Here is a 26,894-nt window from a genome sequence, read left to right as displayed (position 1 = left end):
TTATAAACAGCCACACGGAAGTGGCTGCGCCGTGCGGAGCGAAGGACGGTTTATCCGTCCGCGAGCGGTTTCAGCAGAGCCGCAGGACGCGAGCTCTGCGATATAAATCAAGGATATAAGTATCAATAGTTTATAAACAGCCACACGGAAGTGGCTGCGCCGTGCGGAGCGAAGGACGGTTTATCCGTCCGCGAGCGGTTTCAGCAGAGCCGCAGGATGCGGGCTCTGCGATATAAAGAGGACGCGGGCTCTGCGATATAAATCAGTCACACCCGCATGTCGGGCTCAGTGTCCCGTCGCAGCACAGGGCTCTGCCGTTTGAGCATCCGCATACGCCGCCGTGTTTGGAGCAGCAGCCTCTGCGCTCATCCTCAATGGGGTATATGTAAGCGGTGTGTACGGAATCTGAGATGTATTCCGTTTTAATTGATGCCTGTGAGCAGTCCGCAGACTGAGCGGAAAAGAAGATCATGGCTGCAATCAGAATACTCATGCTTCCCCTCTCTGTTTTTCTTAAACTATACCATGATTGCTTTAACGCATCGTGTTTTTTTATCAGCAAACCCTGATTACTTTTGCCCCGGTAATGCGCAGAAGCTCCTGCGGAGTGATTTTATAGATAGAGTAGGGTGAGCCCGCAGCTGACCATATTTCTGCAAACTCCATAAGTGTTTCATCCAGAAAAACTATAGGCTCTTCTTTGTGGGCAATGGCAGGAACACCGCCTATTACATACCCTGTTTTTTCCCTTACGAAGTCTGCATCAGCCTTATCCGGCTTCTCACCGAGGTGATCCCTGATCAGTTTTGTATCCACACGGTTTACGCCGCTGGTGATCACCAGAACTGCCTTGTCTGCGCTTTTTGCCCTGAAAACAATTGATTTCGCTATCTGCGCCAGTTCGCAGCCCGCTGCATCTGCTGCTTCCTGAGAGGTTTTGGTTGACTGTGAAAAAGTTAAAACTTCAGTATTTACACCTAGTTCCCTGAGTGCACCTGCCACTTTTGCTACGCTGTCCTGCGGTTTTTTCATATTATCCCTTCGTGATTTTTGATTTTATTTATCATATAGCCTCATATTGAGAAATAGTTAAGTATTTATTCAGTGTCTTTGAAAAATTTAATCTCTATAAAATCCATATTTTTTATTGACTTAATTATTTATCTATAATATCTATCGATCCACAAGATAAAAGGAGGACGCGCATGAAAAATGTCATAGGGAAACTTTTAACGGTCTTTATCTTAACGATTATTCCTTTGAGCCTGTTTGCGAAGGATATAACTCTCCTTAATGTTTCATACGACCCCACGAGGGAGTTCTATGAAGAGTACAACGCAGCATTTGCTAAGTACTGGCAGGGCAAGACAGGGGATAAGGTCACAATCAGGCAGTCGCACGGCGGCTCAGGCAAGCAGGCGCGCTCAGTTATTGACGGGCTTGAGGCGGATGTGGTCACTCTGGCACTGGCTTATGATGTGGACGCTCTGCATCAGAACGGCAAGCTCATTCCGGCAGACTGGCAGAAACGCCTTAAGCAGAACAGCTCTCCCTATACCTCCACTATTGTTTTCCTCGTGAGAGCGGGCAACCCGAAAAATATCAAAGACTGGAACGATCTGGCTAAACCCGGTGTTTCCGTTATTACGCCCAACCCGAAAACCTCCGGCGGAGCTAGATGGAACTATCTTGCAGCATGGGCTTATGCATTGAAGCATAACAACGGCAGCGAGGCAAAAGCCGCAGAGTTTCTTTCAGCTATTTTCAGAAATGTGCCTGTTCTGGATTCCGGTGCGAGAGGCTCGACCATAACCTTTGTTGAGAGAGGCATAGGCGATGTTTTCATATCATGGGAGAACGAGGCCTTCCTCGCGGTGAATACTCTCGGCAAGGGCAAGTTCGAGATAGTTGTTCCTTCGCTCAGCATACTCGCGGAACCTCCCGTTACAGTGGTTGACAGGGTTGTGGACAAGCGCGGAACGCGTGAAGCGGCAAACGCTTATCTGGAATACCTTTATACACCGCAGGCGCAGGAACTTGCAGGAAAGCACTACTACCGTCCGAGGGACCCGAAAGTCCTTGAAAAATACAGCAATGTATTTGTTAAGACAGAGCTTGTCACCATTGATGATGTCTTCGGCGGATGGCAGAAGGCACAGGAAACTCATTTCAGTGACGGCGGAACATTCGACAAAATCTATAAAAGATAGACTCCGTAATACGGAACATAATCTGCCTCAGGGGGGAGGAGGATTTTCTCTGAATTGAGACAATCCTCCTCAGTATTTATTACGGAGCGGCTATGAATAAAAATAATGTAATACCCGGATTCGGGCTGTCACTGGGCTATACTCTGCTTTTTCTGAGCCTTATTGTGATTATCCCGCTTTCCACAATTATAATATCCGTCACATCAATGACTTTCGGTGAGTTTGCCGCAGTGGTTACCGATGCGCGTTCGCTGGCATCATACAGGGTGACGCTGCTTACATCATTTTTTGCGGCTTTTGCGAACCTCATCATAGGCTTCATCACTGCGTGGGTGCTCACAAGGTATGAGTTCCCCGGCAAATCACTGCTTAATGCCTTTGTGGATCTCCCTTTTGCACTGCCTACCTCCGTTGCCGGGGTCACGCTGACCGCGCTTTATGCGGAAAACGGGTGGCTGGGGGCTTTTCTTGCGGGGTTTGGTGCAAAGGTTGTTTTTAACTCATGGGGAATAACCCTTGCCCTGATTTTTGTGACATTTCCCTTTGTGGTACGCAGTGTTCAGCCTGCGCTGGAGGAGCTTGAGAAAGAGCTTGAGGAAGCCTCCGCCAGTCTGGGAGCCACAAGGTTCCAGACGGTAAGGCGGATTATACTGCCTATCGTGTCCCCTTCGCTGATAACGGGCTTTTCCCTTGCATTTGCAAGAGGTCTGGGGGAATACGGCTCGGTTATTTTTATCTCAGGGAATATGCCTTACCGCACTGAAATAACTCCGCTGCTTATAGTCACCAAGCTTGAGCAGTACAACTATGCAGAGGCGAATGCCCTTGCTCTTGTTACTCTTCTGACTGCTTTTGCGGTGCTGTTTGCTCTGGGTATCCTCAAAAGAATAATAAGGAGGGTTCCTGCATGAGCAATCCTGCAAAAACGAACAGCAGAGCACTGACTGAGCCCGCATTTGTACGCTATACCCTTATAGGTTTCGTACTTCTGGTATTTGTGCTTCTTCTGTTTACACCTCTGGTGTTTATATTCGCCACAGCCTTCAGGGACGGGTGGGAAGTTTATGTCAGGTCGGTAACTGAGCCGGATGCCCTCTCCGCAGTTAAGCTCACGCTTATTGCCGCGGTTTCGGCTGTTTTTTTCAACCTTATTTTCGGTATTGCCGCTGCATGGGCGGTTACAAAGTTCCGGTTCAAAGGGAAAAGCTTTCTGGCTGCGCTTATAGATCTGCCTTTTTCTGTCTCCCCTGTTATAGCGGGGCTTGTGTTCATACTCCTGTTCGGCAACCACGGCCCTTTGGGCAGGTGGTTGATAGCCAATGACTTTAAGGTCATTTTCGCTGTGCCGGGGATAATTCTTGCTACAATCTTTGTTACCTTCCCTTTCATAGCCCGTGAGCTTATTTCCCTCATGCAGGAGCAGGGCACGGAAGAGGAGGAAGCGGCAATACTCCTCGGCGCTTCCGGCTGGAAAACCTTTCTGCGGATAACTCTTCCTAACATCAGGATAGGCCTCTTCTACGGCATTGTGCTTTGCAGCGCCAGAGCAATAGGGGAGTTCGGAGCCGTTTCCGTGGTTTCCGGCCACATACGGGGAATGACAAACACAATGCCTCTGCATATCGAGATTCTTTATAACGAATACCAGTTTACGGCGGCTTTTGCCGTTTCCACAATTCTGGCCTCAACGGCGGTTATAACGCTGATCGCAAAACGGGTGCTGGAAAATATCAGCGAGAGGAAAAGGGCGGTGAACCATGAAAATAACCATTGAGGAGCTGAACAAATATTACGGCGGTTATCATGCTCTTACTGATCTTAACCTGGAGATAGCAAGCGGCGAGCTCATAGCCCTTCTGGGTCCTTCCGGTTCGGGGAAAACCACGCTTCTGCGCACCATTGCGGGGCTTGAGAACTTCGAAAGCGGCAGAATCTTTTTCGGAGAAGAGGAAACTTCCGCCCAGCCGCTTGGGAGAAGGGGTATAGGTTTTGTCTTTCAGCATTACGCACTCTTTAAGCACATGAAGGTGTTTGACAATGTAGCCTTCGGCCTCACATGCAAACCGAAAGGCAGCCGCCCCTCCAAAGAGGAGATAAGCCGTAAGGTGCATGAGCTTTTAAAGCTTGTTCAGCTTGAGCACTATGCAGACAGGTTTCCATCGGAGCTTTCCGGCGGACAGAGGCAAAGGGTCGCACTGGCAAGAGCGCTTGCCGTGGAGCCAAGGGTTCTGCTGCTGGACGAACCGTTCGGCGCTCTGGATGCCAAGGTTCGCAAGGAGCTTCGTAAGTGGCTGAGAAGGCTCCATGACGAGCTGCATATAACCAGCATATTCGTAACCCATGATCAGGAGGAGGCGCTGGAAGTGGCGGACAGAATCGTGATCATGCATAAAGGGCGCATAGAGCAGACAGGAACACCGGAAGAGGTTTACGAAAAGCCGGCAAACAGCTTTGTCTACAGCTTTCTGGGCAATGTTAATCTGTTCCACGGGAGGCTGGTCAATGGGAGCATGCAGTTTGAAAATGCATCTGTGGATGAATCGGACAAGGATCTGGATGTGAAGGATGCTGCGCTGTTTGTGCGGCCGCATGATGTGCAGGTTCTCCCGGCGGATTCTCCTGACGGGATAGAGGCGAGAGTATCATTCCTGCGGCAGAGAGGCTCGGTGGTGAACATCGAACTCTACGCAGAGGAAGGGGGCGGCAGGTATATTGATGCGGAAATCTCAAAAGATGCGGCGGATCTGCTGGAACTCAGGCTTGGGCTTAATGTGAAGCTCAGGTTCAGAAACACGAAGATCTACACCAAGGATGAGGAGGCGTACAGCTATGTCATATAAAGCACTTCTCAGCCGCTGGCGTGAGGAGGAAACGCTCAGTGCTCTCCGTTTTTTCTCCCGTGAGTTCGAAGGCCGTCACTCGCTTGCGTTCAGTCATCAGGCGGAGGATGTGGTTCTGCTTGATCTGCTGAAAAAAGCCGGGGTCACTCCGAGAGTATTCACCATCTCGACCGGAAAGCTTTTTCCGGAATCAGAGGCTATGAACAGGGAGATAGAGGAGTTTTTCGGAATCCGGCTTGATGTGATCAGACCGGAACCTGCTGAGGTGGAAAGGATGACAGAGGAGCACGGGGAGGATCTTTTCTATAAAAGCACCGAACTGCGGAAACTCTGCTGCCGTGTGCGGAAGGTTGTGCCGCTGAATGCTTATCTTAAGGGATTTTCCCTCTGGTTCACAGGCCTGAGAAAGGAGCAGTCACCCACCAGAACTGATCTTGATGTTCTGGAATATGATGAAGCATCAGGAATATACAAAGTCAGTCCTCTTCTAGAGTGGACAACCGGGCAGGTGATGGAATATGCGGAGAAACACAGACTCCCCCATAACCAGCTCTACGCAAAGGGCTTTCTCAGCATAGGCTGTGAGCCGTGCACAAGACCCGCATCAGACCCCGCAGACATAAGAAGCGGCAGATGGTGGTGGGAATCGCCCGAACATAAGGAATGCGGGCTTCATCTGAAAAAATAGTCTTATTTATAAATTATTTTAAATTACCGAGGTAGAAATGGATCATTTGCAGAAACTGGAGGCGCACAGTGTGTACATACTCAGGGAGGCTTACAGGGAATTTAAAAGCCTCTCCATGCTGTGGTCTATCGGGAAGGACAGCACAGTTCTTCTCTGGCTCACAAGGAAAGCATTCTTCGGGCATGTGCCCTTTCCCCTTATCCACATAGACACGGCATTCAAGGTTCCGGAAATGATAGCCTACCGCAACGAACTCTGCCTGAAATACCGCATTAACCTCATAGTGGGGCAGAACACGGAGGCTCTTGCCAATAACGAAACCTTCCCCGGCGGACTGGACAGGCTGGCCTGCTGCAAAAAGCTCAAGACGGAAGCCCTCGTCAACACCCTTTCCGGCGCATGGGGGAGGCAAAGGCTTGATTTTGAAACAGGCGCTCTTGTGCCGGATAAATCAAGGGAAGCCTTCACCGGGGTCATAGCCGGAGTCAGGGCTGATGAGGAAGGAAGCCGCTCCAAGGAGCGTGTGTTCTCCGCAAGGGACGAAAAGAGCGAGTGGGACACGGCAAGCCAGCCGCCGGAACTCTGGAACCAGTATAAAACAGAATTTGCACCCGGAACCCATGTCCGCATCCATCCGCTTCTGGATTGGACGGAGCTGAACATCTGGGAATATATAGAGCGCGAAAACATACCCGTAATCCCACTGTATTTTAATCAGGGGGACGGAAGAAGATACCGCTCCCTCGGCTGCTGGCCCTGCACTAAGCCTGTTGAGTCCGAAGCGCGCACAGTCACAGAGATTATTGATGAACTGAAAAGCGGCAAGTTCCGCAACATAGCAGAGCGTTCAGGCAGGGAGCAGGACAAGGAGGGGGGCGGAACCCTCGAAGCATTGAGAAAGGACGGGTATATGTGATGAAGAGGATGAATATTGTAATAACAGGTCATGTTGACCACGGAAAAAGCACGCTGACAGGCAGGCTCCTTGCGGACACGGGCAGCCTGCCCGAAGGGAAGCTGGAGGCTGTGAAGGCCATGTGCGCTGGCAACTCCCGCCCGTTTGAATATGCCTTTCTGCTGGATGCGCTGGCTGATGAGCAGAAGCAGGGGATCACCATAGATTCCGCAAGGGTGTTTTTCAAAAGCCCTTTGCGGGAGTACATCATAATCGATGCGCCCGGACACATTGAATTTCTCAAGAACATGCTCAGCGGCGCTTCAAGAGCATCCGCCGCTGTGCTGATAATCGATGCGAAGGAAGGTATTGCCGAAAACTCTAGAAGGCACGGCCTCCTACTCTCCCTGCTGGGGATAAGGCAGGTGGTGGTTGTGGTAAACAAGATGGATCTGGTTAATTACAGCAGGGATGTCTTTGACAGAATCTGCGGTGATTACAGCCTGTTTCTGGCTGAACTCGGTGTGCAGCCTCAGCACTTCATCCCCGTAGCGGCGAGGGAAGGGGTTAACCTGATCTCCGGTTCCGCAAATACCCCGTGGTACACAGGCAAGAGCGTTCTGGAGGCTCTGGACAGTTTTGATGATGAACAGTCCCTTGAGGACAAGCCGTTTGCCATGTCATTGCAGGATGTTTATAAATTTACGGAAAACAACGATGACAGAAGAATTTTTGCAGGAACCCCGTCCACCGGAACAATCAGCGCAGGGGACAGGGTAGCTTTTCTCCCCTCCGGCAAAACCAGCGTGATCAGCACTGTAGAAGGCTTTAATACAGAGCAGAGATTCAACGCCGGGGCGGGGGAGGCGACAGGCTTTACCCTTGAAACTCAGGTTTATGTTAAGCCCGGAGAGGTTATGGTGAAGGAGGGGGAAGGGAGCATTAAGGTCTCTGACAGATTCAGGGCTAATATCTTCTGGCTCGGCTCAAAACCCTTCGAAACAGGCAGAGAGTACAAACTGAAAATAGGCTGCGCTAAAACATCTGTCACTATAGAAAAAATAGAAAAGCTTATAGATGCCCAGAGCCTTGGGAAGGAGGCTGACCGGAAAGGGATCAGGCGGCATGAGGCTGCAACCCTGCTCCTTAAGACATCCGCACCAGTGGCGTTCGATACTTTCGATGCCAATGAGCCTCTGGGAAGATTTGTGATAATAGATGACTACAACATCGCAGGCGGCGGCATAATCCTTGAAGCGCTTGAAAAATCATCAGCACGGAAAGTCAGGGCGTACTCAAAGCATGAGGTTGAGCTCAACAGATTTATAAGAAAGCATTATCCGCACTGGGAATGCATAAATATAGAAGAATAAGGGGAAGAATGTGAATCTGTACAGGCTTCCCGAAGGTTATGAAAAAGTTATAGACGGTTTTGAGGCAGTTCTGAACAGCTGGCTGAACGGCGGAACCGATATGGATGAGTTCAGAAAAACATGCTCAGCTTTCGGTATTTATGAGCAGAAGCAGCAGGGAACATTCATGCAGAGGATACGTCTTGCGGGCGGAATAATCGATTCGGCTCTTCTTGGTTCATTGATGAGGCTTGCGGATGAGTATGCGGGCGGGTTTCTGCATATAACCACAAGACAGAATGTTCAGCTTCACGGTGTCGCTCCGGAGAATCTCGGTAAGCTGCAGCGCAGACTGGCTAATCTATCTCTGCTGACCAAAACGGCAGGGGGGAACTGCGTTCGTAATGTGCTGATCGATCCTCTTTCCGGTGTTTCAGATGATGATGTTTTTGATGTTTCACCCTACGGACTGGAGCTTTCAAACAGGCTGCCGGAGTATCCGGTCTTTGCTGCACTGCCGCGCAAATTCAAGATTGCTCTCTCATCATCACAGGAGGACAGAGCCCTCTGCTCCATAGCCGATCTGGGGCTGATTGCCGTGAAAAGAAGAGGGCGGCGCGGTTTTGCTGTCTATACCGGAGGCGGACTCGGTGCAAAATCCATGACCGGAGGCAGGCTTATGGATTTCATACCCGCCTCGGATATTCTCATTGCGTCATTGGCTTTCAGTGAGCTTTTTGCGGAATACGGGCAGGGAGTTCCCAGATCTCAGGCCAGACTGCGGTTCCTCATAGAGAGAATGGGCCGGGATGAGTTTTATAAAATACTTAAAGGAAAGCTGAAAAGGCTCTCAAGAGATAAATCGCTGAAAATAAAGCCAAAAGCTCTGGGCTGCGCACGGGAAACCCGCGGCGGAGATTTCAGGGATTCTGAGTGGACGGAGCAGTTTGTTTCTGCTCAGAGACAGGCAGGGCGGTATACAGTGAAGCTGCCTCTGTTTTTCGGGCAGATTTATGCAGACACGGCAGCGCAGGTGATCTCCTTCTGCAAAAAGTATCCCAAGACCGAAATCCGCTTCACCCAGACACAGAACATTCTGCTGCGTGATGTGGGCACTGCCGCTCTGGATGATGCCAAGGAGCTTGCCTTCGCAGTGAGCAGTCTGGCTGGAGCCAACGGTTTTCTCAGTGATATAAAAACCTGCGTGGGAGCGGATTTTTGCAGGCTTTCCGCCGCATCCTCCTCCGGACTGCTCAAAGGGATAATTGATGCGGCAGCGGCGGATGAGGAACTCAGCAGTGTCGGGGATGTCCGCATAGGTATCTCCGGCTGCGTAAACGGCTGCGGGCATACTGCGCTTGCTGATTTGGGGTTCGGAGGCAAGGCCGGCAGGGATGAATCCGGGGAGAGGGCGGACTGGTTCCGCATCTTCATTGGCGGCTCGCTGAAAGGCATAGGGGTAGAAATAGGTGAGCTTCCGGCATTGAATATTCCGGCTTTTACGGTTGATGTGCTGAAAAAATATAAGGCTTCGGGGGCAGTTTCCTTCGCTGATTTTCTCGCTGACGGCGGGAGGAGCGCAGCAGAGGCATTGCTGAAAGAATACTTGTGATGACTTCAAACAGGCTTATGTCAGGATGATATAAAAGCAGACTGATGACAAATACGGAAGCATGCTCTTTATATATAAAATCCCCCTCAATCCCTATTTAGTAAAGGAGGAAATCATTGCTGCCAAAACAAAAGCCCGCCCCTTTCACAGAGGCGGGCTTTATTGATTGCAGTTTGCTTTAGATTAGAACTCAGTGTCCAGAAGCATTTTTCTGATGTTCATTATTGCTTCCGTGGGGTTGAGCTCTTTCGGGCATGCCTCTACGCAGTTGTAGATTGTGTGGCATCTCCATACGCCGTGCTTATCGTTGAGGATAGGCAGACGCTCCTCAGCACCTTCGTCCCTTGAGTCAGCGAGGTATCTCCATGCTCTGAGGAAGGCGTTGGGTCCGAGGTATTTTTTGTCAGCCCAGTATGAGGGGCATGAGGATGAGCAGCATCCGCAGGCGATACACTCATACAGACCGTCAAGTTTCTTCCTGTCTTCGGGAGACTGGTAGATTTCCTTGTCGGGGTTGGGTGACTTTCTTATGAGGTAAGGTTTAACAGTGATGAACTTCGAGAAGAAGTCATCAACGTCAACCACGAGGTCTCTCATAACGTTCATGCCGGGAAGCGGCTGAACCACTATGTGATCACTGCCGAGATCCTCAACCTTTGTCATGCAGGAGAGCATGTTTACGCCGTTGACGTTTATACCGTCAGAGCCGCACACGCCTTCACGGCATGATCTGCGGTAAGTCAGCGTGGGGTCAAGCTCCCATTTGATCTGGTTGAGAGCGTCAAGCATGAGGTAGCCGGGGCGTCTCAGCTCAACATCATATGTTTTGTAGTACGGTTCCTTGTCCTTGTCGGGATCGTACCTGAATATTTCGAATGTAACCTTCTTCATTATCTCAGACCTCCCGAATTAATATACTCTGGCTTTAGGCGGGAACGGTTCAACAGTAAGCGGCTGCATGCGCACTTTTCTGTAGTCCACTCTCGGAGTTTTGCCGTCTTCTTCAAGGTACACTTCCGTGTGTTTGAGGAAGTTTGCGTCATCTCTGTCGGGGTAGTCGTCCCTGAAGTGACCGCCTCTTGATTCTTTTCTTGCGAGAGCCGCCTTTGTGGCTGCTTTTGCGACAAGAATCATGTTGTTGAGCTCAAGAGCTTCGATGAGGTCAAGGTTGTAAACGGAAGATTTGTCCACAACTCTGAAGTCGTCCATTTTGCCTTCGAGTTTGTCAAGAACTTCAAGAGCGCCTGTCATGAGCTCTTCTGTTCTGAAAACGCCCACGTTGGTCTGCATGATTCTTGTAAGCTCTTCCCATACGGGTCCGAAGGTGTTGGTTCCGTTGGAGTTGGCAAATTTCTGCAGAGTGGCGATGCCTTCTGCGCCTGCGTTTTCAACAAGGTCAACAAAGGGGTTTTCCTTGGCGAATTTCGCGGCCTGCTCACCCGCTGTACGTCCGAAGACAACAAGGTCAAGCAGAGAGTTTGTTCCGAGCCTGTTTGCGCCGTGAACGGAAGCGGAAGCACACTCGCCCGCAGCGAAAAAGCCGGGTACGTATTCTTCGCCGTCCATGTTGCCTTTGATAACCTGAGTGAGGTAGCCGGTGGGGATACCGCCGTTCTGGTAGTGGGCAGTGGGCACAACGGGGATGGGTTCCTTAGTACAGTCAGCACCTGCGAAAACAAGTGAAAGCTCGTGGATGCCGGGAAGTTTTTCAAGGATGGCTTCCGCGCCGATGTGGTCGATCTTAAGGAGAACGTGGTCAGCTTTGGGGCCGACACCGCGTCCGTCAAGGATCTCTTTCATCATTGAGCGTGAAACTATGTCTCTAGGGGCAAGGTCTTTGATGGTGGGCGCATAACGCTCCATGAAACGCTCGCCGTCTTTGTTGAGGAGGATTCCGCCCTCACCGCGAACGCCTTCTGTGATGAGGTTGCCCGCACCGTAGATTCCTGTCGGGTGGAACTGGAAGAACTCAGCATCAGACCAGCTGAAACCTTTTCTCATAGCCAGTGCGAGACCATCACCGGTGTTTATGTGTGCGTTTGAGTTAGTCTGGTAGATACGGCAGTTACCGCCTGTGGCGAAGATTATTGCCTTGGCGTGGAAGATGTGGAATTCGCCGTTCTGGATGTCATAGCAGAGAACGCCGTTAACCGCGCCGTTGTTCACGAGAAGCTCAAGTGCATAGAACTCGCTGTAGAAGTGTGTTCCCTGCTCAACTGATTTCTCATAAAGGTTCTGGAGCATGGCGTGACCTGTTCTGTCCGCTGCGTAACATGCTCTTTTTACGGGTCTTTTACCGAATTCGGCAGTGTGTCCGCCGAAGGGACGCTGAGCGATTTTTCCGTCCGGAGTACGGCTGAAAGGCAGACCGATGTGCTCAAGGGCGATGATCATCTCAGGCGCTTTTCTTGTCATGTATTCGGCTGCGTCCTGATCTGCAAGATAGTCGCTGCCTTTGACAGTGTCAAACATGTGCCAGTGCCAGTGGTCTTCCTCAAGGTTGCCGAGGGAAGCGGATATGCCGCCCTGAGCGGAGATCGTGTGGCTTCTTGTGGGGTAAACTTCCGAAACAACGGCAGTTTTTACGTGCTGTGACGCAACCTGAGCCGCATTGAGCCCTGCGCCGCCTGCACCCACGACAACCACGTCGAACTTATGATATTCAACTTTAACAGACATAGGTAATACCTCTTGTAATTTTTGAATCAGATGACTTTGATCGCCAGAACCGCAAGAGTGATTCCGAATATCCAGTAAGCGCCGAGGATTATGCCTCTCCAGCCTGCGCTGGATACGTAATCATCGGTAATCATCTTAAACCCGTTAAAAGTGTGGAAAAGACCGAAGGCGATAACAGGTGCGAGAACGACCTGCATCATGCCGTATTCCCCGCCCTTCATCATGGAGAAGAAGTGCATAAGAACAACAAGGATGAGTATTACGCCGGATATTCTCTGCATGAGCCATGCAAAGGTTCCGGTGTTGCTTGATCCCATAAATTTGTAATTGTTCATCTGTTTTCCTCCTTAGCTGAAGATCGGGATAGCGCCGATCACGGTTATGACGATGGTTATGAAAACCACTGCCATGAAGTATTTGGAGAAGTTTTCCCTGTGGGCTCCTGCTCCGAATTCCATAAGGACGATCCTCACGCCGTTAAAAGCGTGGAACGAAAAGCTCACGAGGAACAGAGCTTTCACAACTGCGGCGCCGGTCACTGATGAAAGAGCGGAAACAGTTCCGGAAACGCCGAGAATGTGCATAATAAGGTAAGCACCGATTATAACCCCAGTTATACGGTGCAGCAGCCATGCGACCATTCCGGTGTGCTTGCGGTACCCGGTTTTCTTCGGGTAGGTAACAAGGTCTTTCCTTGGCATTGTACACTCCTGTCGTAGTTATTAAAACAAACGATGTTAAATTATTCCAAAAAATAACTATCATAATTAGGCGGTCATGTCAAACCATATTGTATATTGTATACATTCTGCGCCCGCAACGGACTGAGTGTTTGGAATGTTTATCGGAGCTTCATTTTTGCTCCTGAAAAGTAAACTGCGTTATAAAACTAGTTGTAAAGTATGATAACAGCGGCTTCTGTTATGAACGAGGAATACAAAAACAAAGTTTAACAGGCTGGTGAGGCCTATCAGGGTTTTTTGATAATAGCAGAGAGGGCTGAAAAATAAATATTCCGGAGATAACGGAAATAAAAATCATTAAGTAGTTTTCCGCCGTATATATTGCTAATTTGTATTATAATAAAGGATATGGAGTGCCGTATGGATTTTGATATAAGTGCAGGCAATAAAAAATTTCTGCTGGAGATAGCAAGAAACGCTGTCAGGTCTTCGCTGGATAAAAGTCCGCTGATAATCCCCCCTGCTCCCGAAGGGCTGGAATTTAAGAGCGGCTGCTTTGTCACCCTCCACCTGAACGGAATGCTGCGAGGATGCATAGGCAATTTCAGGGATGACAGGAATATTGTGAAAAATGTTGCTGATATGGCTGTTCAGGCTGCGTTTCAGGACCCGCGCTTCCCCTCTGTCTCTGAGAGCGAGTTTGATTTGCTGGAATTTGAAATTTCAGTTCTCTCCCCTATGATTCCCATAAAATCAGTCGAAGAGGCCGAAGTAGGCCGTGACGGTTTATACGTGGTCAAAGGTTTCAACCGCGGTGTTCTGCTCCCGCAGGTGGCATCGGAATACGGCTGGGACAAGTACGAGTTCATCTCACACACCTGCGCCAAGGCCGGGCTTCCCTTTGAGGCGTGGAAGACTGAAAAGATCGATCTTTACAGGTTCGAGGCCGCGGTTTTCAGCGAAAAATCCGTTTAACACATCATTATCTTGAAGAAATCCATGAAATATGATTATATACGTATTTCCTTTTTACCCTTATGCGTTTCATCTTCCGCATAGGTAAAAGGCTATAGGCGGCAAACCGGCAGGAGCATGTTTTTCACCGGCTATGGAGGTAGAAATGTCAAGTTTGGTAGGAAACTACGGGCGCTATGATGTTGCGTTCGTGAAAGGGAACGGCTGCTTTCTTTATGATGAGGCGGGCAGAGAATACCTTGATTTCGGCTGCGGAATCAGCGTAGTGAGTCTGGGGCATTGCAACCCTGCGGTTACCGGGGCGATAATCAGGCAGGCACAAACCCTTATCCACACCTCCAACCTTTACCGAAATCCTGAGCAGGAGAAGCTGGGCGAACGCCTCAGCAGGCTTTCCTTCGGCGGAAAGGTGTTCTTCTGCAATTCAGGGGCTGAGGCGAACGAAGCTGCGCTGAAAATGGCGAGGATTTACGGCAATAAAAAATACGACGGTCTGCGCTATAAGGTCGTGACGATGAAAAACTCATTTCACGGCAGAACATACGCAACCCTTTCCGCCACAGGGCAGGAAAAGATACATAAGGGCTTTGAGCCCATTGCGGACTGGTTTATCCATGTTCCGTTCAACGATTTTGACGCTGTGGACAAGGCATGCTCGAAAGGGGATGTTGTGGCTGTTATCCTTGAACCTGTTCAGGGCGAGGGCGGGGTCTGCTCCGTTGAGAAGGGTTATCTTGAGCGTCTGCGCGCCTACTGCGATAAAAAGGATATTCTGCTTATCTTTGATGAGATACAGACATCCATGGGCAGGATGGGGCATATCTTCGGTTATGAGCATTTCGGCGTGAAGCCCGATATACTCACGACAGCCAAGGCTCTCGGAAACGGGGTTCCCATCGGTGCTGTCATTGCAAAGCCGGAATGTGCGGACTATTTTGTGCCCGGAACCCACGGAACAACATTCGGGGGAAACTTCCTCGCATGTGCCGCAGGCAATGCGGTTTTGGATGAGCTCACGGCGGACGGCTTCCTCGCCTCCGTGCGTGAGAAAGGTGCTTACTTCAAGGAGCGGCTTAAGGCTGTCTTCGGTTCAAAGGCTGTTGAGGTGCGTGGAACAGGGCTTATGATAGGCGTTCAGCTCCATGAAAAATCCGCCGACTTCGTGAAGGAGTGCATGGCGGAGGGGCTGCTGGTTATACCTGCCGGAATGGAAACGGTGCGGATTTACCCGCCCGTCAATATAGACAGAGAAAATCTTGACAAGGGTCTTGCTATTATTGAAAAAGTCCTTGCGGGAGGTAAATTTTGAAAAAAGACTTTCTTACGCTGAGGGACTGGAGTTCCGAAGACCTTAAAAGACTTGTTGACGATGCCATCAGGCTGAAAAAAGAGAGAAATGAGGGCAGAAAGCACCATCTTCTCGAAGGTAAAAAAATTGCCCTTATATTCGAAAAATCCTCAACCCGTACACGTGTTTCATTCGAAGTCGGCATGTACGAGCTTGGCGGCTATCCCCTTTTCCTCAGCCGTAATGATATACAGATAGGGCGCGGCGAAAGCATTAAGGACACTGCGCGCAACCTTTCCAGATATGTTGACGGAATAATGATCAGAACCTTTGAGCACTCAAAGCTTCTCGAACTTGCGAAATATGCCTCAGTGCCCGTCATAAACGGGCTCACAGATGATTTTCATCCATGTCAGGTACTTGCGGATGTCATGACCGTTTATGAGCTTTTCGGCACATATAAGGTGAAGGTGGCCTACGTGGGTGACGGAAACAACATGGCGAACTCATGGCTTTACGGAGCGGCGAAGTTCGGCATTGACTTTTCAGTTGCCACGCCCGAAGGATATGAATGCCTCCCCGCCGCTGTTGAAGGGGCGAAAAAGATTGCCGAAACCACCGGAGCTAAGATAGAAACCCTGCGCGACCCCTTTGAGGCTGTCAAAGGCGCGGATGTGATCTATACTGACGTGTGGGCAAGCATGGGGCAGGAGGAAGAAGCGGAGCACCGTAAAGGGATATTCGCTGCGTATCAGGTAAATGACAGGCTTATGAAGGCCACAGGAAAAAAGACATACTTCATGCACTGCCTTCCTGCTCACCTCGGTGAGGAGGTTACGGAGGATGTGTTCGAGTCAGACATATCTGTGGTGTTCGATGAAGCGGAAAACAGACTGCATGCCCAGAAAGCCGTTATGGTTGAGCTGATGGGCGGTAATAAATAAATTTAAACGCATACTCTTGCGGAGGATAATAACATGAGCAGAGAAAAAGTCGTTCTCGCCTATTCCGGCGGTCTTGACACATCCGTAATTCTCAAATGGCTTCAGCTTAAAGGCTATGACGTAGTGGCATATGTTGCCGATCTCGGCCAGCTTGGCGATGTTGAACCTATCAGGGAAAAGGCTCTCAAATCAGGCGCGGTGGACTTCTACTGCCTCGACCTTAAAGAAGAGTTTGTAAAAGACTACGTTTTCACTTCAATAAAATTCAACGCCCTTTACGAAGGCCGCTACCTCCTCGGCACATCCCTTGCCAGACCCATCATCGCCAAAGGCATGGTGGAAGTGGCTCAGAAAACCGGCGCAAAATTCCTCGCTCACGGCGCAACGGGCAAAGGGAACGATCAGGTTCGCTTCGAGCTTTCCGCTGCGGCTCTTGACCCCTCGCTTACAACAATAGTTCCATGGAGAATCCCCGAATTTTTCAACAAGATAAAAGGCCGTCAGGAAGCTATTGACTTCGCTCAGGAGCACGGAATCCCCGTTAAGGCTACAAAAAGCCAGCCGTGGAGCAGTGATGACAACCTCATGCACATCAGCTTTGAGGCGGGAATACTGGAAGATCCGGCGGCAAGACCTCCCAAAGAGATGTTTGAATACTCTGTTGACCCCAAGGATGCTCCGAACGAAGCCGAAGCCATTGAGATCGAGTTTGAGAAAGGCGAGGCAGTAAAACTGAACGGCAAAGCCCTCAGCCCCGCAAACATGCTTGTTGAGCTTAACAAAATAGGCGGCAAACACGGCATCGGACGTGTGGACATGGTGGAAAGCAGATATGTGGGCATGAAATCCAGAGGCGTTTATGAAACTCCCGGCGGAACAATCCTCATGGCCGCTCACAGAGACCTTGAGGCGCTCACGCTGGACGGCGCTGTCATCAATCTTAAGGAAACTCTCATGCCCCGCTTTGCGAGCCTTGTTTACAACGGCTACTGGTTCTCAAGCGAGATGGACTGCCTCAAGGCGCTCCTTGAAAAATCTCAGGAATATGTGACGGGCACTGTCCGCCTTGAGCTTTACAAAGGCAACGTGATCTGCATCGGCAGGGAATCAAAATACTCCATGTACAACATGATGGTTGTTTCCATGGATGACGATAAAGGCGCATACGACCAGACAGACGCCGCAGGCTTCATCAAGCTTCATTCTCTTCCCCTCCGTGCGCACGCCGCAAGAGCGAAGAAGTAAGGGGTAAAGATGTATTTTCAGGATGTAATCTTAAGCCTTCAAAAATACTGGTGCGATAAGGGCTGTGTGCTTTACCAGCCCTATGATATAGAAGTCGGCGCGGGCACTTTCAACCCCGCCACCTTCCTTTACTGCCTCGGCCCTGAGCCCTGGAATGTTGCCTATGTCGAGCCCAGCCGCCGCCCCACAGACGGCCGCTACGGTGAAAATCCCAACAGGCTCCAGCATTATTACCAGTTTCAGGTGCTGATGAAACCCTCGCCGGATAATATTCAGGATCTGTATCTGGACAGCCTCCGCAACCTCGGCATAAAGCCGGAGGATCACGACATCCGCTTCGTTGAGGATGACTGGGAATCCCCCACTCTCGGCGCATGGGGTCTCGGCTGGGAAGTATGGCTGGACGGCATGGAGATTACGCAGTTCACATATTTCCAGCAGGCGGGCGGCATAGACCTCAAGCCGGTTTCAGGCGAGATAACCTATGGTCTGGAAAGGATAACCATGTACCTTCAGGGCGTGGAATCAGTCTATGACCTCAAATGGAACAAGGACGTAAGCTACGGCGATGTTTATCACAACAACGAGGTGCAGTACTCCAAGCACAACTTCGAAGTTGCTGACACGGACATGCTTTTCAAGCTGTTTGAAATGTATGAGAAGGAGTGCATACGCATAGTGGAAACAGGGCTGCCTCTGCCCGCCTATGACTACTGCCTTAAATGCTCGCACACGTTCAACCTGCTTGATGCCCGCAACGCCATCAGCGTTACGGAAAGAACAGGATATATCGCCAGAGTCCGCAACCTCGCGAAACTCTGCGCCGAAAGCTACCTCGCCATGCGCGAGAGCATGGGCTTTCCGAGACTGAAGAAGTAACTGCATAAATATAATCCCCCTCTGTTCCCCTTTTGCTAAAGGGAGAAGTTTGCTGTTAAAGGTAAACCCACTCCTTTCACCAGGAGGGTCGGGGAGGGCTGTTAAGTTAACCGGAGACAAACGTAAGCCTGCATCTTAATAAGATGCAGGCTTTTTTAGTAATTATTCCACTGATTCATTATATAAGTAAAACCCCTTGTAATTCTTATAATATAAGCTATATTAAATTATGAAGTTAATCGAATGGACAATGAAAGCTCTGCGGCAAGCCAAAAAGATTAAAGATTCCAAAATCAGGGCTGAGATATATGATGCTGTGGATTCACTTAAAGATTTCCCTGACTGCAGGAATATTAAAAAGCTTGTAGGCAGAGGGGAATACAGGCTTAGGGTAGGCAATTACAGAGTGATTTTTACTGAATCACTCACCATTATACGGATTGAAGAGGTTAAAAAAAGAGATGAGCACACTTACTGATGTTCAGATAATAACAAAAGACGGAAAACCTGAATATGCTGTGCTGCCATATAAAGATTATCTCAGGCTTATAGGGCAGAAAGAAGTAACTGTTCCCCACGAAGTAGTTGAATACGTCCTGAAAAATGACTGTAACCTTGTGAAGGCTTGGCGGCTTCATTTCAAGCTTACTCAGAAAGAGGTCGCTGAAAAAGCGGGGATAACCCAGTCGGCATTGTCGCAAATCGAAAAATCGGAAAACGTGCGCTCCGCAACCGTCGAAAAGATTGCCGCAGCTATGGGGATACTGCCTGAGCAGCTTTTAGATTAAACCGCTGAGTACAGGTTTATCGTTCATATACAACAAAGGGATATTTTACGCCCCTATAAGCGATTCATACGGAATATTAAAATCCTTGTGCAGATTTCTGATCATGTTAATACTCAGTCCTCTTTTTCCGTTAAGAACCTCGCTCACCCTGTTATGTCCGCCGAGCGACGGAGCTATGTCGCTGTTGGTGAGCCCCATCTGCTCCATGCGGAATTTTATTGCCTCAACAGGATTCGGGGCATTTACGGGGAACTGCTCTTCCTCGTACTTCTCAACAAGGATGGAAAGTATTTCAAGTTCATCAATATTTTCCTGTGTTTCAGGCATATCCATAAGCGCATCTATTCTTTTTAAATAGTTTTTATAATCTTCTTCTGTTCTTATCGGTTTCATCTTACACCTCTGCGGCGTTAATTTTATCGTATTCCTTGTGCGTTCCTATAAAGCGTATATAAACCAGCCCGACAGTGTAATGTATTTTAACTATCATCCTGTATGTACTACCGCATATTATGTCAACGGCATCTTTCCAGTTTTGGGAAAAATGCCGCTGTTGTCTGATTTGTTATTTGTTTTCTACTCCGCAGGGCAGGTTTCCAGCGCTTCCATGTTTTTGCCTGTGGCGTTGAAGGTGAACTCCTTGCTGCCGTCTGTTGATTTGCCGAAGTTTTCAACGGCATATTTCACAAGAACAGGCATTACCTCGCTGAGCTTCTCTTCTCTGTCCTGTATGAAGATTTTTCCCTGCCATACGGGCTGCTCACTTGTTTTGCCCTTGAGAAAAAGCTTTACATCCAGATACTTGGTGTAGTCATCCCTTGAGGATGAACCTGTGGATGTGCCGAGGAAGGTTCCGAGTGACAGCCCGCTGCCGAAGGTTCCTGCCCCTATACCCACGCCGAAGCGGGCCTTGGGTTCATTATCCCTGCTTCCGGTTATGCCGAAGGCGGGGGCAATCACGTATTCAGGCGATTTTGCATCCCTTTCCCAGCCTATGCAGGCAAGCTGTTTTTCCAGCATGCTGACGTAGCCCATTGCCTCAAGGTCTGTTCTTATATCCTGAGAAAGCATGAAATCATATGTTTTGGCCGGATAATTATCCAGACCGCCGTAACCTGTTACATTAACAGTGTAGCTTGCGCATCCTGAAAGACCGAGCGCCAGCAATGCTATAAAGAGAAATTTGCGCATATGCGGCTCCTTTGCCTGTAATTTACTGTTAAGTATAAAGTTAGACACGGCGTAATTTGCCGCAAGTGAATTTTACCGGAAAGGGGTTTTTATGCGGTAACCCCGAAGGTGAGCATGCGGTACATGCTGTGGATGAAGATGGCCACAAGTATAAGGAATGTAATGATATTTATATCCGTGGAGTAAGGGTCAACCTTGTCAGAGGGGAGGGCTTTCTTTTTGCGGTCGTGATCCATTTTGTAGCGGGCTGCCTTGTTAATTACAAATACGGCGGCAGTAAGCCCCAGAAGGGCGAAGCTCCCGACTTTGTAGTATGCATATATAGATGTCACCGCAAGAAAAACAACAACCATAACACCCCCTTTAGAGAACTATTTATAAAAAAAGAGAGGTGTTATGTCAAAGGCTTTATCTGTATTTTTCTGCCAGAGAGTCGAGTTTTGAAACAAGGCTTTTCACATTTCTGTCCAGTTCGTTGATGGAAGCCTCTATGCCCGCTCTGTTGTTTGATTTCAGCCTGCTCATTATCTCATTGCCCAGCTTATGCACTCCCTCGTGCGGTTTTGCCAGTGCCTGGAAGTCCGGGTCTTTGCCGAAAAGCTCCGTACCTCTGCCGAAGTAAAATTTGCCGAAGCCGCATGTTGTGTGGTCGGGAAGCTGTATTGTTGTGCCGTTCTGGAAGCAGTCGAATATGCGTTTCATAAATGCTATATGGGCAATTTTTGCGGTTACGAAGTAAAAGCCTTTGCTGCTGTATGTCAGCTTGGCGTATTTATCCGCAATTCCGTTGAGGCTGCCTGTGAGGTGGTTTGCATCCGCCATGAGCTCCATCACCACATCGTTTGTGTGTTCGGAGGCCTTTGCAACGTTTTCCACACTTCCGGCTATCTCCTCGGTTGTGGCGCTTTGTTCCTCTATGGCAGCGGAAATACTGCCTATTGCGGCGTTGAGGTCTTCTACTGCGGCATTGATGGCATGGAAACTTGAAAAAGCGTTTTCGGTGCAGCTTTTCTGCACATCAACAGATTCTATAACCCCCTGAGCACCTGCGGTGACTATGCGTATATTCGCCTGCATCTCACTGACCATGTTTTCTATCTCTTTGGTGGACTTCTGCGTTCTTTCAGCCAGTTTGCGGACCTCATCCGCAACAACGGCAAAGCCTCTGCCGGCTTCCCCCGCTCTGGCGGCTTCGATTGCGGCGTTGAGCGCCAGAAGGTTTGTCTGATCGGAAATATCGTTTATGACAGAGATTACTCCGCCTATTTTATTTGCGTTATCAGTGAGCTTGGCAACTTCACCGCCAAGGTTGCGTATTATGCTGTTAATGCTTTCCATTGATGCTTTTGATTCCTCTATGGCTTGTGTGCCGTGCTGAGCCATTTCTACGCTTTCTGCGGCTTTCACAGAGGAGTCGTTAACACTCATTGCTATGTCATTGATGGCAAGGCGCATCTGAGCGCTGGCAGCGGCAACCTGAACTGCCATTGTCATATTTTCGTCCACAGATTCCCGCACCTTGATCACCGCCATGGAAACAGGCATGGTTTTTTCCGCCGCATCGCCCACGCGGTAGAGGGTGTCCACAAACTCGTTATCAACAAAGTCCAGAAATGTGTTCAGAGACTGGGACATATCGGCCACCATGCACGAACAGTCGGTTTTCATCCGGGGCATTCTCGCAGTCAGGTCTCCTTTTCCGCCGCTGAGATATGCCATTTTATCGCTTATTTCTTTCAGCTTAGCGGTTATCGAGCGGAAAAGGATGTACATGAACAGCAGGAACAAAACAATGCAGACTGATGTGAAAATGTAGGAATGGTAGAATGTTGCAGCGAAAAACATCAGCACGGTCAGTCCGAGCATAATGTGAAACTTTGTCCGTATAGAAAGGCAGGTGACCAGATTCATCTATTCTCTCCCCTGATAGTAAATGAAGCATCTTTAAAAAATTTAATAATGGTAATCCTTTCATCGGGTATTTGTCAATTAATAGTAAATCATATTCAGTTGATATGATTTATCATTGCTGTCTTTTCTGCTGTTGGTGAGCTTTTTCATAGATTTTTATAGTCCGTGTCTTTATGAAGGTAAACTCAGGGTAAAATCACCTTTCTGCGCAGCGAAAGAAAAACTGTTTATTAATATGATCTTTAGGGTAGAATATATAAAAGAACAAAGGAGGGAGGCTATGGAAGTTAAAAACACACAGATAACTGAGATGATGAGTTTTCTCGGTGAATTTCTCCACGGAAAGGATCAGGGGCTCAGGCTTGCACTCCTCACTTTTTTTACAAAAGGACACCTCCTGATTGAAGACCTGCCGGGGCTGGGGAAAACAACCCTCGCCATCGGGCTTGCTAAGGCTCTTGGTCTGAGTTTCGGGCGTATTCAGTGCACTAACGACCTTCTGCCGACGGATGTCACCGGGCTTTCAATTTATAATAAGGATGACAACCGCTTCGAGTTTCAGCGGGGACCTGTGTTCAACAACATTGTCCTTGTGGATGAGGTAAACCGTGCTACTCCCAAGACACAGAGCGCCCTTCTGGAAGCGATGGGGGAGAAGCAGGTCACAGCGGAAGGGAATACATATAACCTCAACCGCCCCTTTTTTGTGATTGCCACTCAGAACCCGGTAGATCAGTTCGGGACATTTCCCCTGCCAGAATCACAGCTTGACAGGTTTATGATGAAGATAAGCCTCGGCTACCCGAACAGAGAGGCGGAACGGATGATCCTGAGCGGCGGGAGCAGAAGGCGCGAGCTTTATGACATCGAGCCGCTTCTTTCGCTGACTGAGATAGAGAATATTCAGAAAGAGATAGAAAAGGACGTTCAGGCAGCCGATAAAATTATAGACTATGTGCTGGATATAGCACAGGCAACAAGAACAAGCAGGTTCCTCCGTGCTGGGCTTTCCACAAGGGCTACGCTGTTTATGATACGTCTCGGCAAGGCAAACGCATATTTCAAAGGGCGTGATTATGTTATCCCTGAGGATATTAAGGAGCTTTCGCAGTATATTATCACCCACAGGGTGCTTTTTAATGAAGAGTTTCAGGGGACTGACAGGGACTTCTACATCCGCTCACTCATAGATGAAGTGAACATGCCCGCATGAAAAAGAAGAAGCAGGGCGCGCCGTCAGTCATACGGATAAAAAAGGCGGGGTGGATATATATTGCCCTGTGCATTTTTATGGGCGTGGGTGCGGTAAACACCGCCAATAACCTTGTGTATATCATTGTTGCTCTGATGCTGGGGTTCATGGCGGTTTCGGGGTTCTTCGGCGTGGCGGATATGAACCGCCTGCGGGTTGAGGTCGGTCTGCCGGATGAGATATACGCCGGGCGTGTCTGTCCAGTGAGCGTGCGGCTTGTAAATGAGCGGCGGTTTCTTCCGGCTTTCCTCATACGGGTTCATATTCAGGATCGGGAGATATTTTTCCCTTTCACTGATACCGGCGGACAGAGTGTGAAGTTTGCCGAAATAATATTTCCCGCCAGAGGCCGCCATATTTTAAGCGGAATGTATGTCTCAACCGTTTTTCCGTTCAATTTTTTTACACGTTATAAGGATCTTACCGATTCAGCGGATGTGGTTGTGTTTCCTTCTCTTCTTCCATGCATCTCTACATATTCCGGTTCAAAATCGGGCGGTCAGGGCGAAAACGCAACCGACAGAAAAGGTTTTGAATCGGAACTGATGTCCATACGCAGCTACACCGCAGGGGATTCGATGCGTATGATCCACTGGAAGGCAACAGCCCGCACAGGCAGCCTGAAAGTGAAGGAGATGATGTCCCTCGGAGCGGAACCGGTGATTATCGAGCCGGAGAAGCTGAACGGCGGCACGGAGCAGAGGCTTTCCTGTGCGGCATGGCTTATCAGCAGCCTGATGGATAAGGGCGCGCCTGTGGGACTTAAAACAAAGGAAAAGTTTTTTCCTCCGGATGTCACTCCGGCGCACAGGCTTGAGATGCTCAGGGAGCTTGCCCTTTATGACTGAGATAAGAAATGTGGTGAACATCCTCACATACCTGATAGCACTCATAGGTGTAATACCCCTTGTGGGGGAGACAGGGGCTGCCTACACTGCGGTGTTTTTCGCTGCAACTGTCTACGGAGCATGGGCGGAAGCGGGGAAGAGGGGCGGTGTGCCGCGTTTGTGGCTTAATATACTGTCCGTTCTGATTATTATTTTTACCATAGCCCGTATGAATATGGAGAATATGGTCATTCCTGCCCTTGAGGCGCTGCTTGCCATTCAGTCGGTAAAATTTATCGAGCCTGATAAAAAATTCCGTGATTTCATGCAGATATACATGATAGCCATGTTCATGGCGGCGGGTTCTGCGCTCATCAGTCTCAGCATATGGTTTCTGGCGTTTGTTTTTGCTCTTTTCCTGCTGATTTCCGTTTCAATGGTTCTTCTTACATATATGACAGAGGACGAACGGGCCGTGATGCCTGTTAAACATATAAAACGTATTATTTATAAAACACTTGCGATACCGCTACTGTCTATTCCCGTTGCGGTTATGCTGTTTGCCGTTCTGCCCAGAACAAATTATCCGGTCTTCCAGTTTCTGAACAGGGAGGACGGCACAATGACCGGCTTTTCGGACAGTGTGGCACTGGGCAATGTCTCTGATATTCAGCAGGATGCCAGGCTGATTTTCCGTGCGGAAATGCCTGAAATGACAGGCGGAACCCCATACTGGCGGGGCATTGTCATGGACAGGTTCGACGGGAAAACATGGAGCGCATCAAAACAATCCGGCATCAGATGGCGCATACGCCCTGAAAAGAACCTCACGGAGCATACTGTTTATCTTGAGCCGTACGGTGATAAATATCTGTTCGGGCTGGATGTTCCGTTCCACATGGATATGCGGGGCAGCGAAAGGGAGCGGGGATTTGTCTACTCCGTGAACCGTCCGGTGCAGAAGCGGATTCAGTACACGGCTTATTCCGCATCCGGAAAATATCTGACCGAGGAATACGAGAGCTATGAACAGTTTCTGGAACTGCCTGAGCTTTCTGCGGAGCTTGCGGAATTTGCGGACAATTTCAAAAATACAGCATCCGGTGAAGGGCTGGCGGAGCTTATGCAGGTGTATTTCATCCGCAGCGGCTTCAGATATTCATTGGACAGACTGCCCATTTCCCTGACTCCGCTGGAGGACTTCCTCTTTAAAACAAAGCTGGGCAACTGTGAATATTACGCATCCGCAGCGGCGGTTATACTGCGGAGGAACGGTGTCCCCGCGAGGCTCGTGGGCGGTTATGCAGGCGGATACTACAACGGCGCAGGTGGCTACTACGCCGTTCCGCAGAGAAACGCCCATGTCTGGGTGGAGGCGTATATTGACGGCAAAGGGTGGCGGCGCATAGACCCCACTCCTGCGGCTCCTTCCGCATTCAGCGGCGGCGACAGAACCTTCGCATTCCGCATGCGTCTTCTGGCGGACACTGTGAATTTTTACTGGAACGCGTTTGTAATCAATTATGATTTCTCCAAACAGGTTAAAGCGGTGCGCTCCGTGCGGAGTGCTGCCGAAAAGCTGAAAACCGATTACAGGGCGATTGCACTCAGGGCTTTGGCCTTATTGCCGTATCTGCTTGTTCCTGTGCTATTTTTTGCAGTCTGGCGTTTCAGGGGCGTATTCAGAACAAAGGGGGATGAGGGCTACGCTCATGCTTTCCGTAAGTTTATGAAAAGAAAGGGTTATGACGTGAACCCGTCCGCCGGGCTCACCGAGATTGATATAAAAGATCCGGAGCTCAAAAAGCTGGCGGATGAGTTTGCCGCAGTTTTCCACGGCGCTTATTACAGAGGCAGGAGCCTGACAAGGGATGAAAAGAAACGGCTTGCCGGACTCCTGCGGGTGATTAAGACTCAGCAGCCGCAGTAGTAAAGCATGGCTTTTTTTAACGTATCCGTAATTCTCTTATCTATCAGCCTGTCAACAATGGCGAATGCGAAATCCGGCGCTGTGGCGGGGCCTCTGCTGGTTATTATGTTGCCGTCCTCCACAACTTTTTTCTCAACGTAGCTTTCGCCCAGCACTTCGGCGTATGAGGGGAAGCAGGTTGCCTTTTTCCCTTTGAGAAACCCTTTTTCCGCCAGAATGTAAGGCGCTGCGCATATGGCGCAGATGAGCTTCCCTTTTTCATTGAAACTGTAAAGCAGGTCGATCACCCGCCTGTCCGCGTTGAGGTTATCCGCTCCGGGCTGACCGCCGGGGAGCACTATAGCATCAAAGTCATCAGCGTTTACGCTGTCAATAAGCCCGTCGGGGAGAACTCTCACTCCTCTGCTGGAAGAAACCGCTCCTTCCCTGAGCCCCGCTATGAAAACATCCGCCTTTGCCCTGCGGAGAATATCCGCCGTTCCCAGTGCTTCTATCTCTTCAAAACCGTCTGCTAAGATCAATGCTATTTTTGCCATTTGTTCCTCCTTTGGTTTATTACGGTAAAAACTACGTCCTGCGGTTCCCGTATCTTGCCGGGGAAGCCTGAGATTGCTTCACCTTTTCAGGGTTCGCAATGACGTTATCAATAAGTCACTGCTGTATATGTCAAGTAATTCGAGGACAAATATCGTTTAACTGCTGCGG

At 49.5% G+C, this 26,894-nt stretch carries 29 protein-coding genes and 1 pseudogene; 18 read left to right on the top strand and 12 right to left on the bottom strand.

Annotated features, from left to right (window positions below; translation table 11 throughout):
* Window positions 1-262: 262 nt before the first annotated feature.
* Together OSQ85_RS13550 and OSQ85_RS13545 are read right to left on the bottom strand one after the other, a co-directional pair.
* Window positions 263-493, bottom strand: coding sequence for a hypothetical protein (locus tag OSQ85_RS13550; protein ID WP_265823808.1), 231 nt, complete (start codon window positions 491-493; stop codon window positions 263-265).
* A 62-nt stretch (window positions 494-555) separates the two neighbouring features.
* Window positions 556-1,032 carry a YbaK/EbsC family protein gene (locus OSQ85_RS13545; protein WP_265823807.1) on the bottom strand — a complete coding sequence of 159 codons (477 nt, stop codon included), beginning with the start codon at window positions 1,030-1,032 and terminating at the stop codon, window positions 556-558.
* Window positions 1,033-1,205: 173 nt separating this feature from the next.
* Here OSQ85_RS13545 and OSQ85_RS13540 point away from each other — a divergent pair, with 173 nt between their 5' ends.
* The 8 genes from OSQ85_RS13540 to OSQ85_RS13505 all read left to right on the top strand — a co-directional run bounded on the left by OSQ85_RS13540 (window position 1,206) and on the right by OSQ85_RS13505 (window position 9,597).
* Window positions 1,206-2,210, top strand: a complete 1,005-nt coding sequence (locus OSQ85_RS13540; protein WP_265823805.1) for a sulfate ABC transporter substrate-binding protein — start codon at window positions 1,206-1,208, stop codon at window positions 2,208-2,210.
* Window positions 2,211-2,302: 92 nt separating this feature from the next.
* Complete coding sequence (cysT, locus tag OSQ85_RS13535) at window positions 2,303-3,121, top strand: sulfate ABC transporter permease subunit CysT (RefSeq protein WP_265823803.1); 819 nt, start codon at window positions 2,303-2,305, stop codon at window positions 3,119-3,121.
* Window positions 3,118-3,984 (top strand): sulfate ABC transporter permease subunit CysW, encoded by an 867-nt coding sequence (cysW, locus tag OSQ85_RS13530; protein WP_265823802.1) that lies wholly within the window; start codon window positions 3,118-3,120, stop codon window positions 3,982-3,984. The genes cysT and cysW overlap by 4 nt, the downstream gene beginning before the upstream one ends.
* A complete protein-coding gene (locus OSQ85_RS13525) occupies window positions 3,968-5,050 on the top strand; it encodes a sulfate/molybdate ABC transporter ATP-binding protein (RefSeq protein ID WP_265823801.1) in 1,083 nt (360 codons plus the stop codon). Before cysW ends, OSQ85_RS13525 begins: the two co-directional genes overlap by 17 nt.
* On the top strand, window positions 5,040-5,738 hold the full coding sequence (locus OSQ85_RS13520) for a phosphoadenylyl-sulfate reductase (RefSeq protein ID WP_265823800.1): 699 nt from the start codon (window positions 5,040-5,042) through the stop codon (window positions 5,736-5,738). Before OSQ85_RS13525 ends, OSQ85_RS13520 begins: the two co-directional genes overlap by 11 nt.
* A 37-nt stretch (window positions 5,739-5,775) precedes the next feature.
* Entirely contained in the window at window positions 5,776-6,654 is an 879-nt protein-coding gene (gene cysD, locus OSQ85_RS13515) for a sulfate adenylyltransferase subunit CysD (protein ID WP_265823798.1), read from the top strand.
* Window positions 6,654-8,006, top strand: coding sequence for a sulfate adenylyltransferase subunit 1 (locus OSQ85_RS13510; RefSeq protein WP_265823797.1), 1,353 nt, complete (start codon window positions 6,654-6,656; stop codon window positions 8,004-8,006). Before cysD ends, OSQ85_RS13510 begins: the two co-directional genes overlap by 1 nt.
* A 10-nt stretch (window positions 8,007-8,016) precedes the next feature.
* On the top strand, window positions 8,017-9,597 hold the full coding sequence (locus OSQ85_RS13505) for a nitrite/sulfite reductase (protein ID WP_265823795.1): 1,581 nt from the start codon (window positions 8,017-8,019) through the stop codon (window positions 9,595-9,597).
* A 183-nt stretch (window positions 9,598-9,780) separates the two neighbouring features.
* Here OSQ85_RS13505 and OSQ85_RS13500 read toward each other — a convergent pair whose 3' ends face one another.
* The 4 genes from OSQ85_RS13500 to OSQ85_RS13485 are packed head-to-tail and all read right to left on the bottom strand — an operon-like array spanning window position 9,781 to window position 12,977.
* Entirely contained in the window at window positions 9,781-10,488 is a 708-nt protein-coding gene (locus tag OSQ85_RS13500; RefSeq protein ID WP_265823793.1) for a succinate dehydrogenase iron-sulfur subunit, read from the bottom strand.
* A gap of 18 nt (window positions 10,489-10,506) precedes the next feature.
* Window positions 10,507-12,276, bottom strand: a complete 1,770-nt coding sequence (gene sdhA, locus OSQ85_RS13495; protein WP_265823792.1) for a succinate dehydrogenase flavoprotein subunit — start codon at window positions 12,274-12,276, stop codon at window positions 10,507-10,509.
* Between the two features lie 26 nt (window positions 12,277-12,302).
* Window positions 12,303-12,611, bottom strand: a complete 309-nt coding sequence (locus OSQ85_RS13490; RefSeq protein WP_128466113.1) for a succinate dehydrogenase, hydrophobic membrane anchor protein — start codon at window positions 12,609-12,611, stop codon at window positions 12,303-12,305.
* Window positions 12,612-12,623: 12 nt separating this feature from the next.
* Window positions 12,624-12,977: a succinate dehydrogenase, cytochrome b556 subunit gene (locus tag OSQ85_RS13485; protein WP_128466114.1), complete on the bottom strand. Its 354-nt coding sequence runs from the start codon at window positions 12,975-12,977 to the stop codon at window positions 12,624-12,626.
* Window positions 12,978-13,379: 402 nt separating this feature from the next.
* Between OSQ85_RS13485 and amrA the strand changes: the two genes are divergently transcribed.
* The 7 genes from amrA to OSQ85_RS13450 all read left to right on the top strand — a co-directional run bounded on the left by amrA (window position 13,380) and on the right by OSQ85_RS13450 (window position 19,078).
* Window positions 13,380-13,934: an AmmeMemoRadiSam system protein A gene (amrA, locus tag OSQ85_RS13480; protein WP_265823790.1), complete on the top strand. Its 555-nt coding sequence runs from the start codon at window positions 13,380-13,382 to the stop codon at window positions 13,932-13,934.
* A 145-nt stretch (window positions 13,935-14,079) separates the two neighbouring features.
* Window positions 14,080-15,243 carry an aspartate aminotransferase family protein gene (locus OSQ85_RS13475; protein WP_265823788.1) on the top strand — a complete coding sequence of 388 codons (1,164 nt, stop codon included), beginning with the start codon at window positions 14,080-14,082 and terminating at the stop codon, window positions 15,241-15,243.
* Entirely contained in the window at window positions 15,240-16,166 is a 927-nt protein-coding gene (gene argF / locus OSQ85_RS13470; protein WP_265823787.1) for an ornithine carbamoyltransferase, read from the top strand. Before OSQ85_RS13475 ends, argF begins: the two co-directional genes overlap by 4 nt.
* Before the next feature lie 33 nt (window positions 16,167-16,199).
* A complete protein-coding gene (locus tag OSQ85_RS13465; protein WP_265823786.1) occupies window positions 16,200-17,411 on the top strand; it encodes an argininosuccinate synthase in 1,212 nt (403 codons plus the stop codon).
* Between the two features lie 9 nt (window positions 17,412-17,420).
* Complete coding sequence (gene glyQ, locus OSQ85_RS13460; protein WP_265823785.1) at window positions 17,421-18,290, top strand: glycine--tRNA ligase subunit alpha; 870 nt, start codon at window positions 17,421-17,423, stop codon at window positions 18,288-18,290.
* A gap of 229 nt (window positions 18,291-18,519) precedes the next feature.
* Complete coding sequence (locus OSQ85_RS13455) at window positions 18,520-18,768, top strand: type II toxin-antitoxin system RelE family toxin (protein ID WP_265823783.1); 249 nt, start codon at window positions 18,520-18,522, stop codon at window positions 18,766-18,768.
* Entirely contained in the window at window positions 18,752-19,078 is a 327-nt protein-coding gene (locus OSQ85_RS13450) for a helix-turn-helix domain-containing protein (protein ID WP_265823782.1), read from the top strand. The genes OSQ85_RS13455 and OSQ85_RS13450 overlap by 17 nt, the downstream gene beginning before the upstream one ends.
* A 45-nt stretch (window positions 19,079-19,123) precedes the next feature.
* On the opposite strand, the gene OSQ85_RS13445 is transcribed toward OSQ85_RS13450, so the two are convergent.
* The 5 genes and pseudogenes from OSQ85_RS13445 to OSQ85_RS14090 all read right to left on the bottom strand — a co-directional run bounded on the left by OSQ85_RS13445 (window position 19,124) and on the right by OSQ85_RS14090 (window position 22,180).
* Entirely contained in the window at window positions 19,124-19,471 is a 348-nt protein-coding gene (locus tag OSQ85_RS13445; protein ID WP_265823781.1) for a helix-turn-helix domain-containing protein, read from the bottom strand.
* Between the two features lies 1 nt (window position 19,472).
* Window positions 19,473-19,583: pseudogene (locus tag OSQ85_RS13440) on the bottom strand (type II toxin-antitoxin system HigB family toxin); the annotation flags it as partial.
* A 71-nt stretch (window positions 19,584-19,654) separates the two neighbouring features.
* Window positions 19,655-20,269 (bottom strand): lipoprotein, encoded by a 615-nt coding sequence (locus tag OSQ85_RS13435; protein WP_265823779.1) that lies wholly within the window; start codon window positions 20,267-20,269, stop codon window positions 19,655-19,657.
* A gap of 89 nt (window positions 20,270-20,358) precedes the next feature.
* Window positions 20,359-20,622 (bottom strand): hypothetical protein, encoded by a 264-nt coding sequence (locus OSQ85_RS13430; protein ID WP_265823778.1) that lies wholly within the window; start codon window positions 20,620-20,622, stop codon window positions 20,359-20,361.
* A gap of 55 nt (window positions 20,623-20,677) precedes the next feature.
* Window positions 20,678-22,180: a methyl-accepting chemotaxis protein gene (locus OSQ85_RS14090; RefSeq protein ID WP_322874105.1), complete on the bottom strand. Its 1,503-nt coding sequence runs from the start codon at window positions 22,178-22,180 to the stop codon at window positions 20,678-20,680.
* A gap of 280 nt (window positions 22,181-22,460) precedes the next feature.
* Here OSQ85_RS14090 and OSQ85_RS13415 point away from each other — a divergent pair, with 280 nt between their 5' ends.
* The 3 genes from OSQ85_RS13415 to OSQ85_RS13405 are packed head-to-tail and all read left to right on the top strand — an operon-like array spanning window position 22,461 to window position 26,189.
* Complete coding sequence (locus tag OSQ85_RS13415; protein WP_265823777.1) at window positions 22,461-23,393, top strand: AAA family ATPase; 933 nt, start codon at window positions 22,461-22,463, stop codon at window positions 23,391-23,393.
* Entirely contained in the window at window positions 23,390-24,280 is an 891-nt protein-coding gene (locus OSQ85_RS13410) for a DUF58 domain-containing protein (RefSeq protein WP_265823775.1), read from the top strand. The genes OSQ85_RS13415 and OSQ85_RS13410 overlap by 4 nt, the downstream gene beginning before the upstream one ends.
* Window positions 24,273-26,189 carry a transglutaminase family protein gene (locus tag OSQ85_RS13405; protein ID WP_265823773.1) on the top strand — a complete coding sequence of 639 codons (1,917 nt, stop codon included), beginning with the start codon at window positions 24,273-24,275 and terminating at the stop codon, window positions 26,187-26,189. Before OSQ85_RS13410 ends, OSQ85_RS13405 begins: the two co-directional genes overlap by 8 nt.
* Here the strand turns inward: OSQ85_RS13405 and OSQ85_RS13400 are convergent.
* Window positions 26,174-26,725 (bottom strand): DJ-1 family glyoxalase III, encoded by a 552-nt coding sequence (locus tag OSQ85_RS13400; RefSeq protein ID WP_265823771.1) that lies wholly within the window; start codon window positions 26,723-26,725, stop codon window positions 26,174-26,176. The two genes, OSQ85_RS13405 and OSQ85_RS13400, sit on opposite strands and share 16 nt — an antisense overlap.
* Window positions 26,726-26,894: the final 169 nt, after the last annotated feature.

The organism is Geovibrio ferrireducens (genome assembly GCF_026226615.1).
Classification (GTDB): domain Bacteria; phylum Chrysiogenota; class Deferribacteres; order Deferribacterales; family Geovibrionaceae; genus Geovibrio; species Geovibrio ferrireducens.
The sequence above is the reverse complement of the archived record's forward strand: the minus strand, read 5'-3'. Positions and strand labels throughout refer to the sequence as shown.

Bases quoted from the DNA above. Each gene is read 5' to 3' on its own strand.
- OSQ85_RS13550 (WP_265823808.1), bottom strand. From the start codon at position 493: ATGAGTATTCTGATTGCAGCCATGATCTTCTTTTCCGCTCAGTCTGCG.
- OSQ85_RS13545 (WP_265823807.1), bottom strand. From the start codon at position 1,032: ATGAAAAAACCGCAGGACAGCGTAGCAAAAGTGGCAGGTGCACTCAGG.
- OSQ85_RS13540 (WP_265823805.1), top strand. From the start codon at position 1,206: ATGAAAAATGTCATAGGGAAACTTTTAACGGTCTTTATCTTAACGATT.
- cysT (WP_265823803.1), top strand. From the start codon at position 2,303: ATGAATAAAAATAATGTAATACCCGGATTCGGGCTGTCACTGGGCTAT.
- cysW (WP_265823802.1), top strand. From the start codon at position 3,118: ATGAGCAATCCTGCAAAAACGAACAGCAGAGCACTGACTGAGCCCGCA.
- OSQ85_RS13525 (WP_265823801.1), top strand. From the start codon at position 3,968: ATGAAAATAACCATTGAGGAGCTGAACAAATATTACGGCGGTTATCAT.
- OSQ85_RS13520 (WP_265823800.1), top strand. From the start codon at position 5,040: ATGTCATATAAAGCACTTCTCAGCCGCTGGCGTGAGGAGGAAACGCTC.
- cysD (WP_265823798.1), top strand. From the start codon at position 5,776: ATGGATCATTTGCAGAAACTGGAGGCGCACAGTGTGTACATACTCAGG.
- OSQ85_RS13510 (WP_265823797.1), top strand. From the start codon at position 6,654: ATGAAGAGGATGAATATTGTAATAACAGGTCATGTTGACCACGGAAAA.
- OSQ85_RS13500 (WP_265823793.1), bottom strand. From the start codon at position 10,488: ATGAAGAAGGTTACATTCGAAATATTCAGGTACGATCCCGACAAGGAC.
- sdhA (WP_265823792.1), bottom strand. From the start codon at position 12,276: ATGTCTGTTAAAGTTGAATATCATAAGTTCGACGTGGTTGTCGTGGGT.
- OSQ85_RS13490 (WP_128466113.1), bottom strand. From the start codon at position 12,611: ATGAACAATTACAAATTTATGGGATCAAGCAACACCGGAACCTTTGCA.
- OSQ85_RS13485 (WP_128466114.1), bottom strand. From the start codon at position 12,977: ATGCCAAGGAAAGACCTTGTTACCTACCCGAAGAAAACCGGGTACCGC.
- amrA (WP_265823790.1), top strand. From the start codon at position 13,380: ATGGATTTTGATATAAGTGCAGGCAATAAAAAATTTCTGCTGGAGATA.
- OSQ85_RS13475 (WP_265823788.1), top strand. From the start codon at position 14,080: ATGTCAAGTTTGGTAGGAAACTACGGGCGCTATGATGTTGCGTTCGTG.
- OSQ85_RS13465 (WP_265823786.1), top strand. From the start codon at position 16,200: ATGAGCAGAGAAAAAGTCGTTCTCGCCTATTCCGGCGGTCTTGACACA.
- glyQ (WP_265823785.1), top strand. From the start codon at position 17,421: ATGTATTTTCAGGATGTAATCTTAAGCCTTCAAAAATACTGGTGCGAT.
- OSQ85_RS13455 (WP_265823783.1), top strand. From the start codon at position 18,520: ATGAAGTTAATCGAATGGACAATGAAAGCTCTGCGGCAAGCCAAAAAG.
- OSQ85_RS13450 (WP_265823782.1), top strand. From the start codon at position 18,752: ATGAGCACACTTACTGATGTTCAGATAATAACAAAAGACGGAAAACCT.
- OSQ85_RS13445 (WP_265823781.1), bottom strand. From the start codon at position 19,471: ATGAAACCGATAAGAACAGAAGAAGATTATAAAAACTATTTAAAAAGA.
- OSQ85_RS13435 (WP_265823779.1), bottom strand. From the start codon at position 20,269: ATGCGCAAATTTCTCTTTATAGCATTGCTGGCGCTCGGTCTTTCAGGA.
- OSQ85_RS13430 (WP_265823778.1), bottom strand. From the start codon at position 20,622: ATGGTTGTTGTTTTTCTTGCGGTGACATCTATATATGCATACTACAAA.
- OSQ85_RS14090 (WP_322874105.1), bottom strand. From the start codon at position 22,180: ATGAATCTGGTCACCTGCCTTTCTATACGGACAAAGTTTCACATTATG.
- OSQ85_RS13415 (WP_265823777.1), top strand. From the start codon at position 22,461: ATGGAAGTTAAAAACACACAGATAACTGAGATGATGAGTTTTCTCGGT.
- OSQ85_RS13410 (WP_265823775.1), top strand. From the start codon at position 23,390: ATGAAAAAGAAGAAGCAGGGCGCGCCGTCAGTCATACGGATAAAAAAG.
- OSQ85_RS13405 (WP_265823773.1), top strand. From the start codon at position 24,273: ATGACTGAGATAAGAAATGTGGTGAACATCCTCACATACCTGATAGCA.
- OSQ85_RS13400 (WP_265823771.1), bottom strand. From the start codon at position 26,725: ATGGCAAAAATAGCATTGATCTTAGCAGACGGTTTTGAAGAGATAGAA.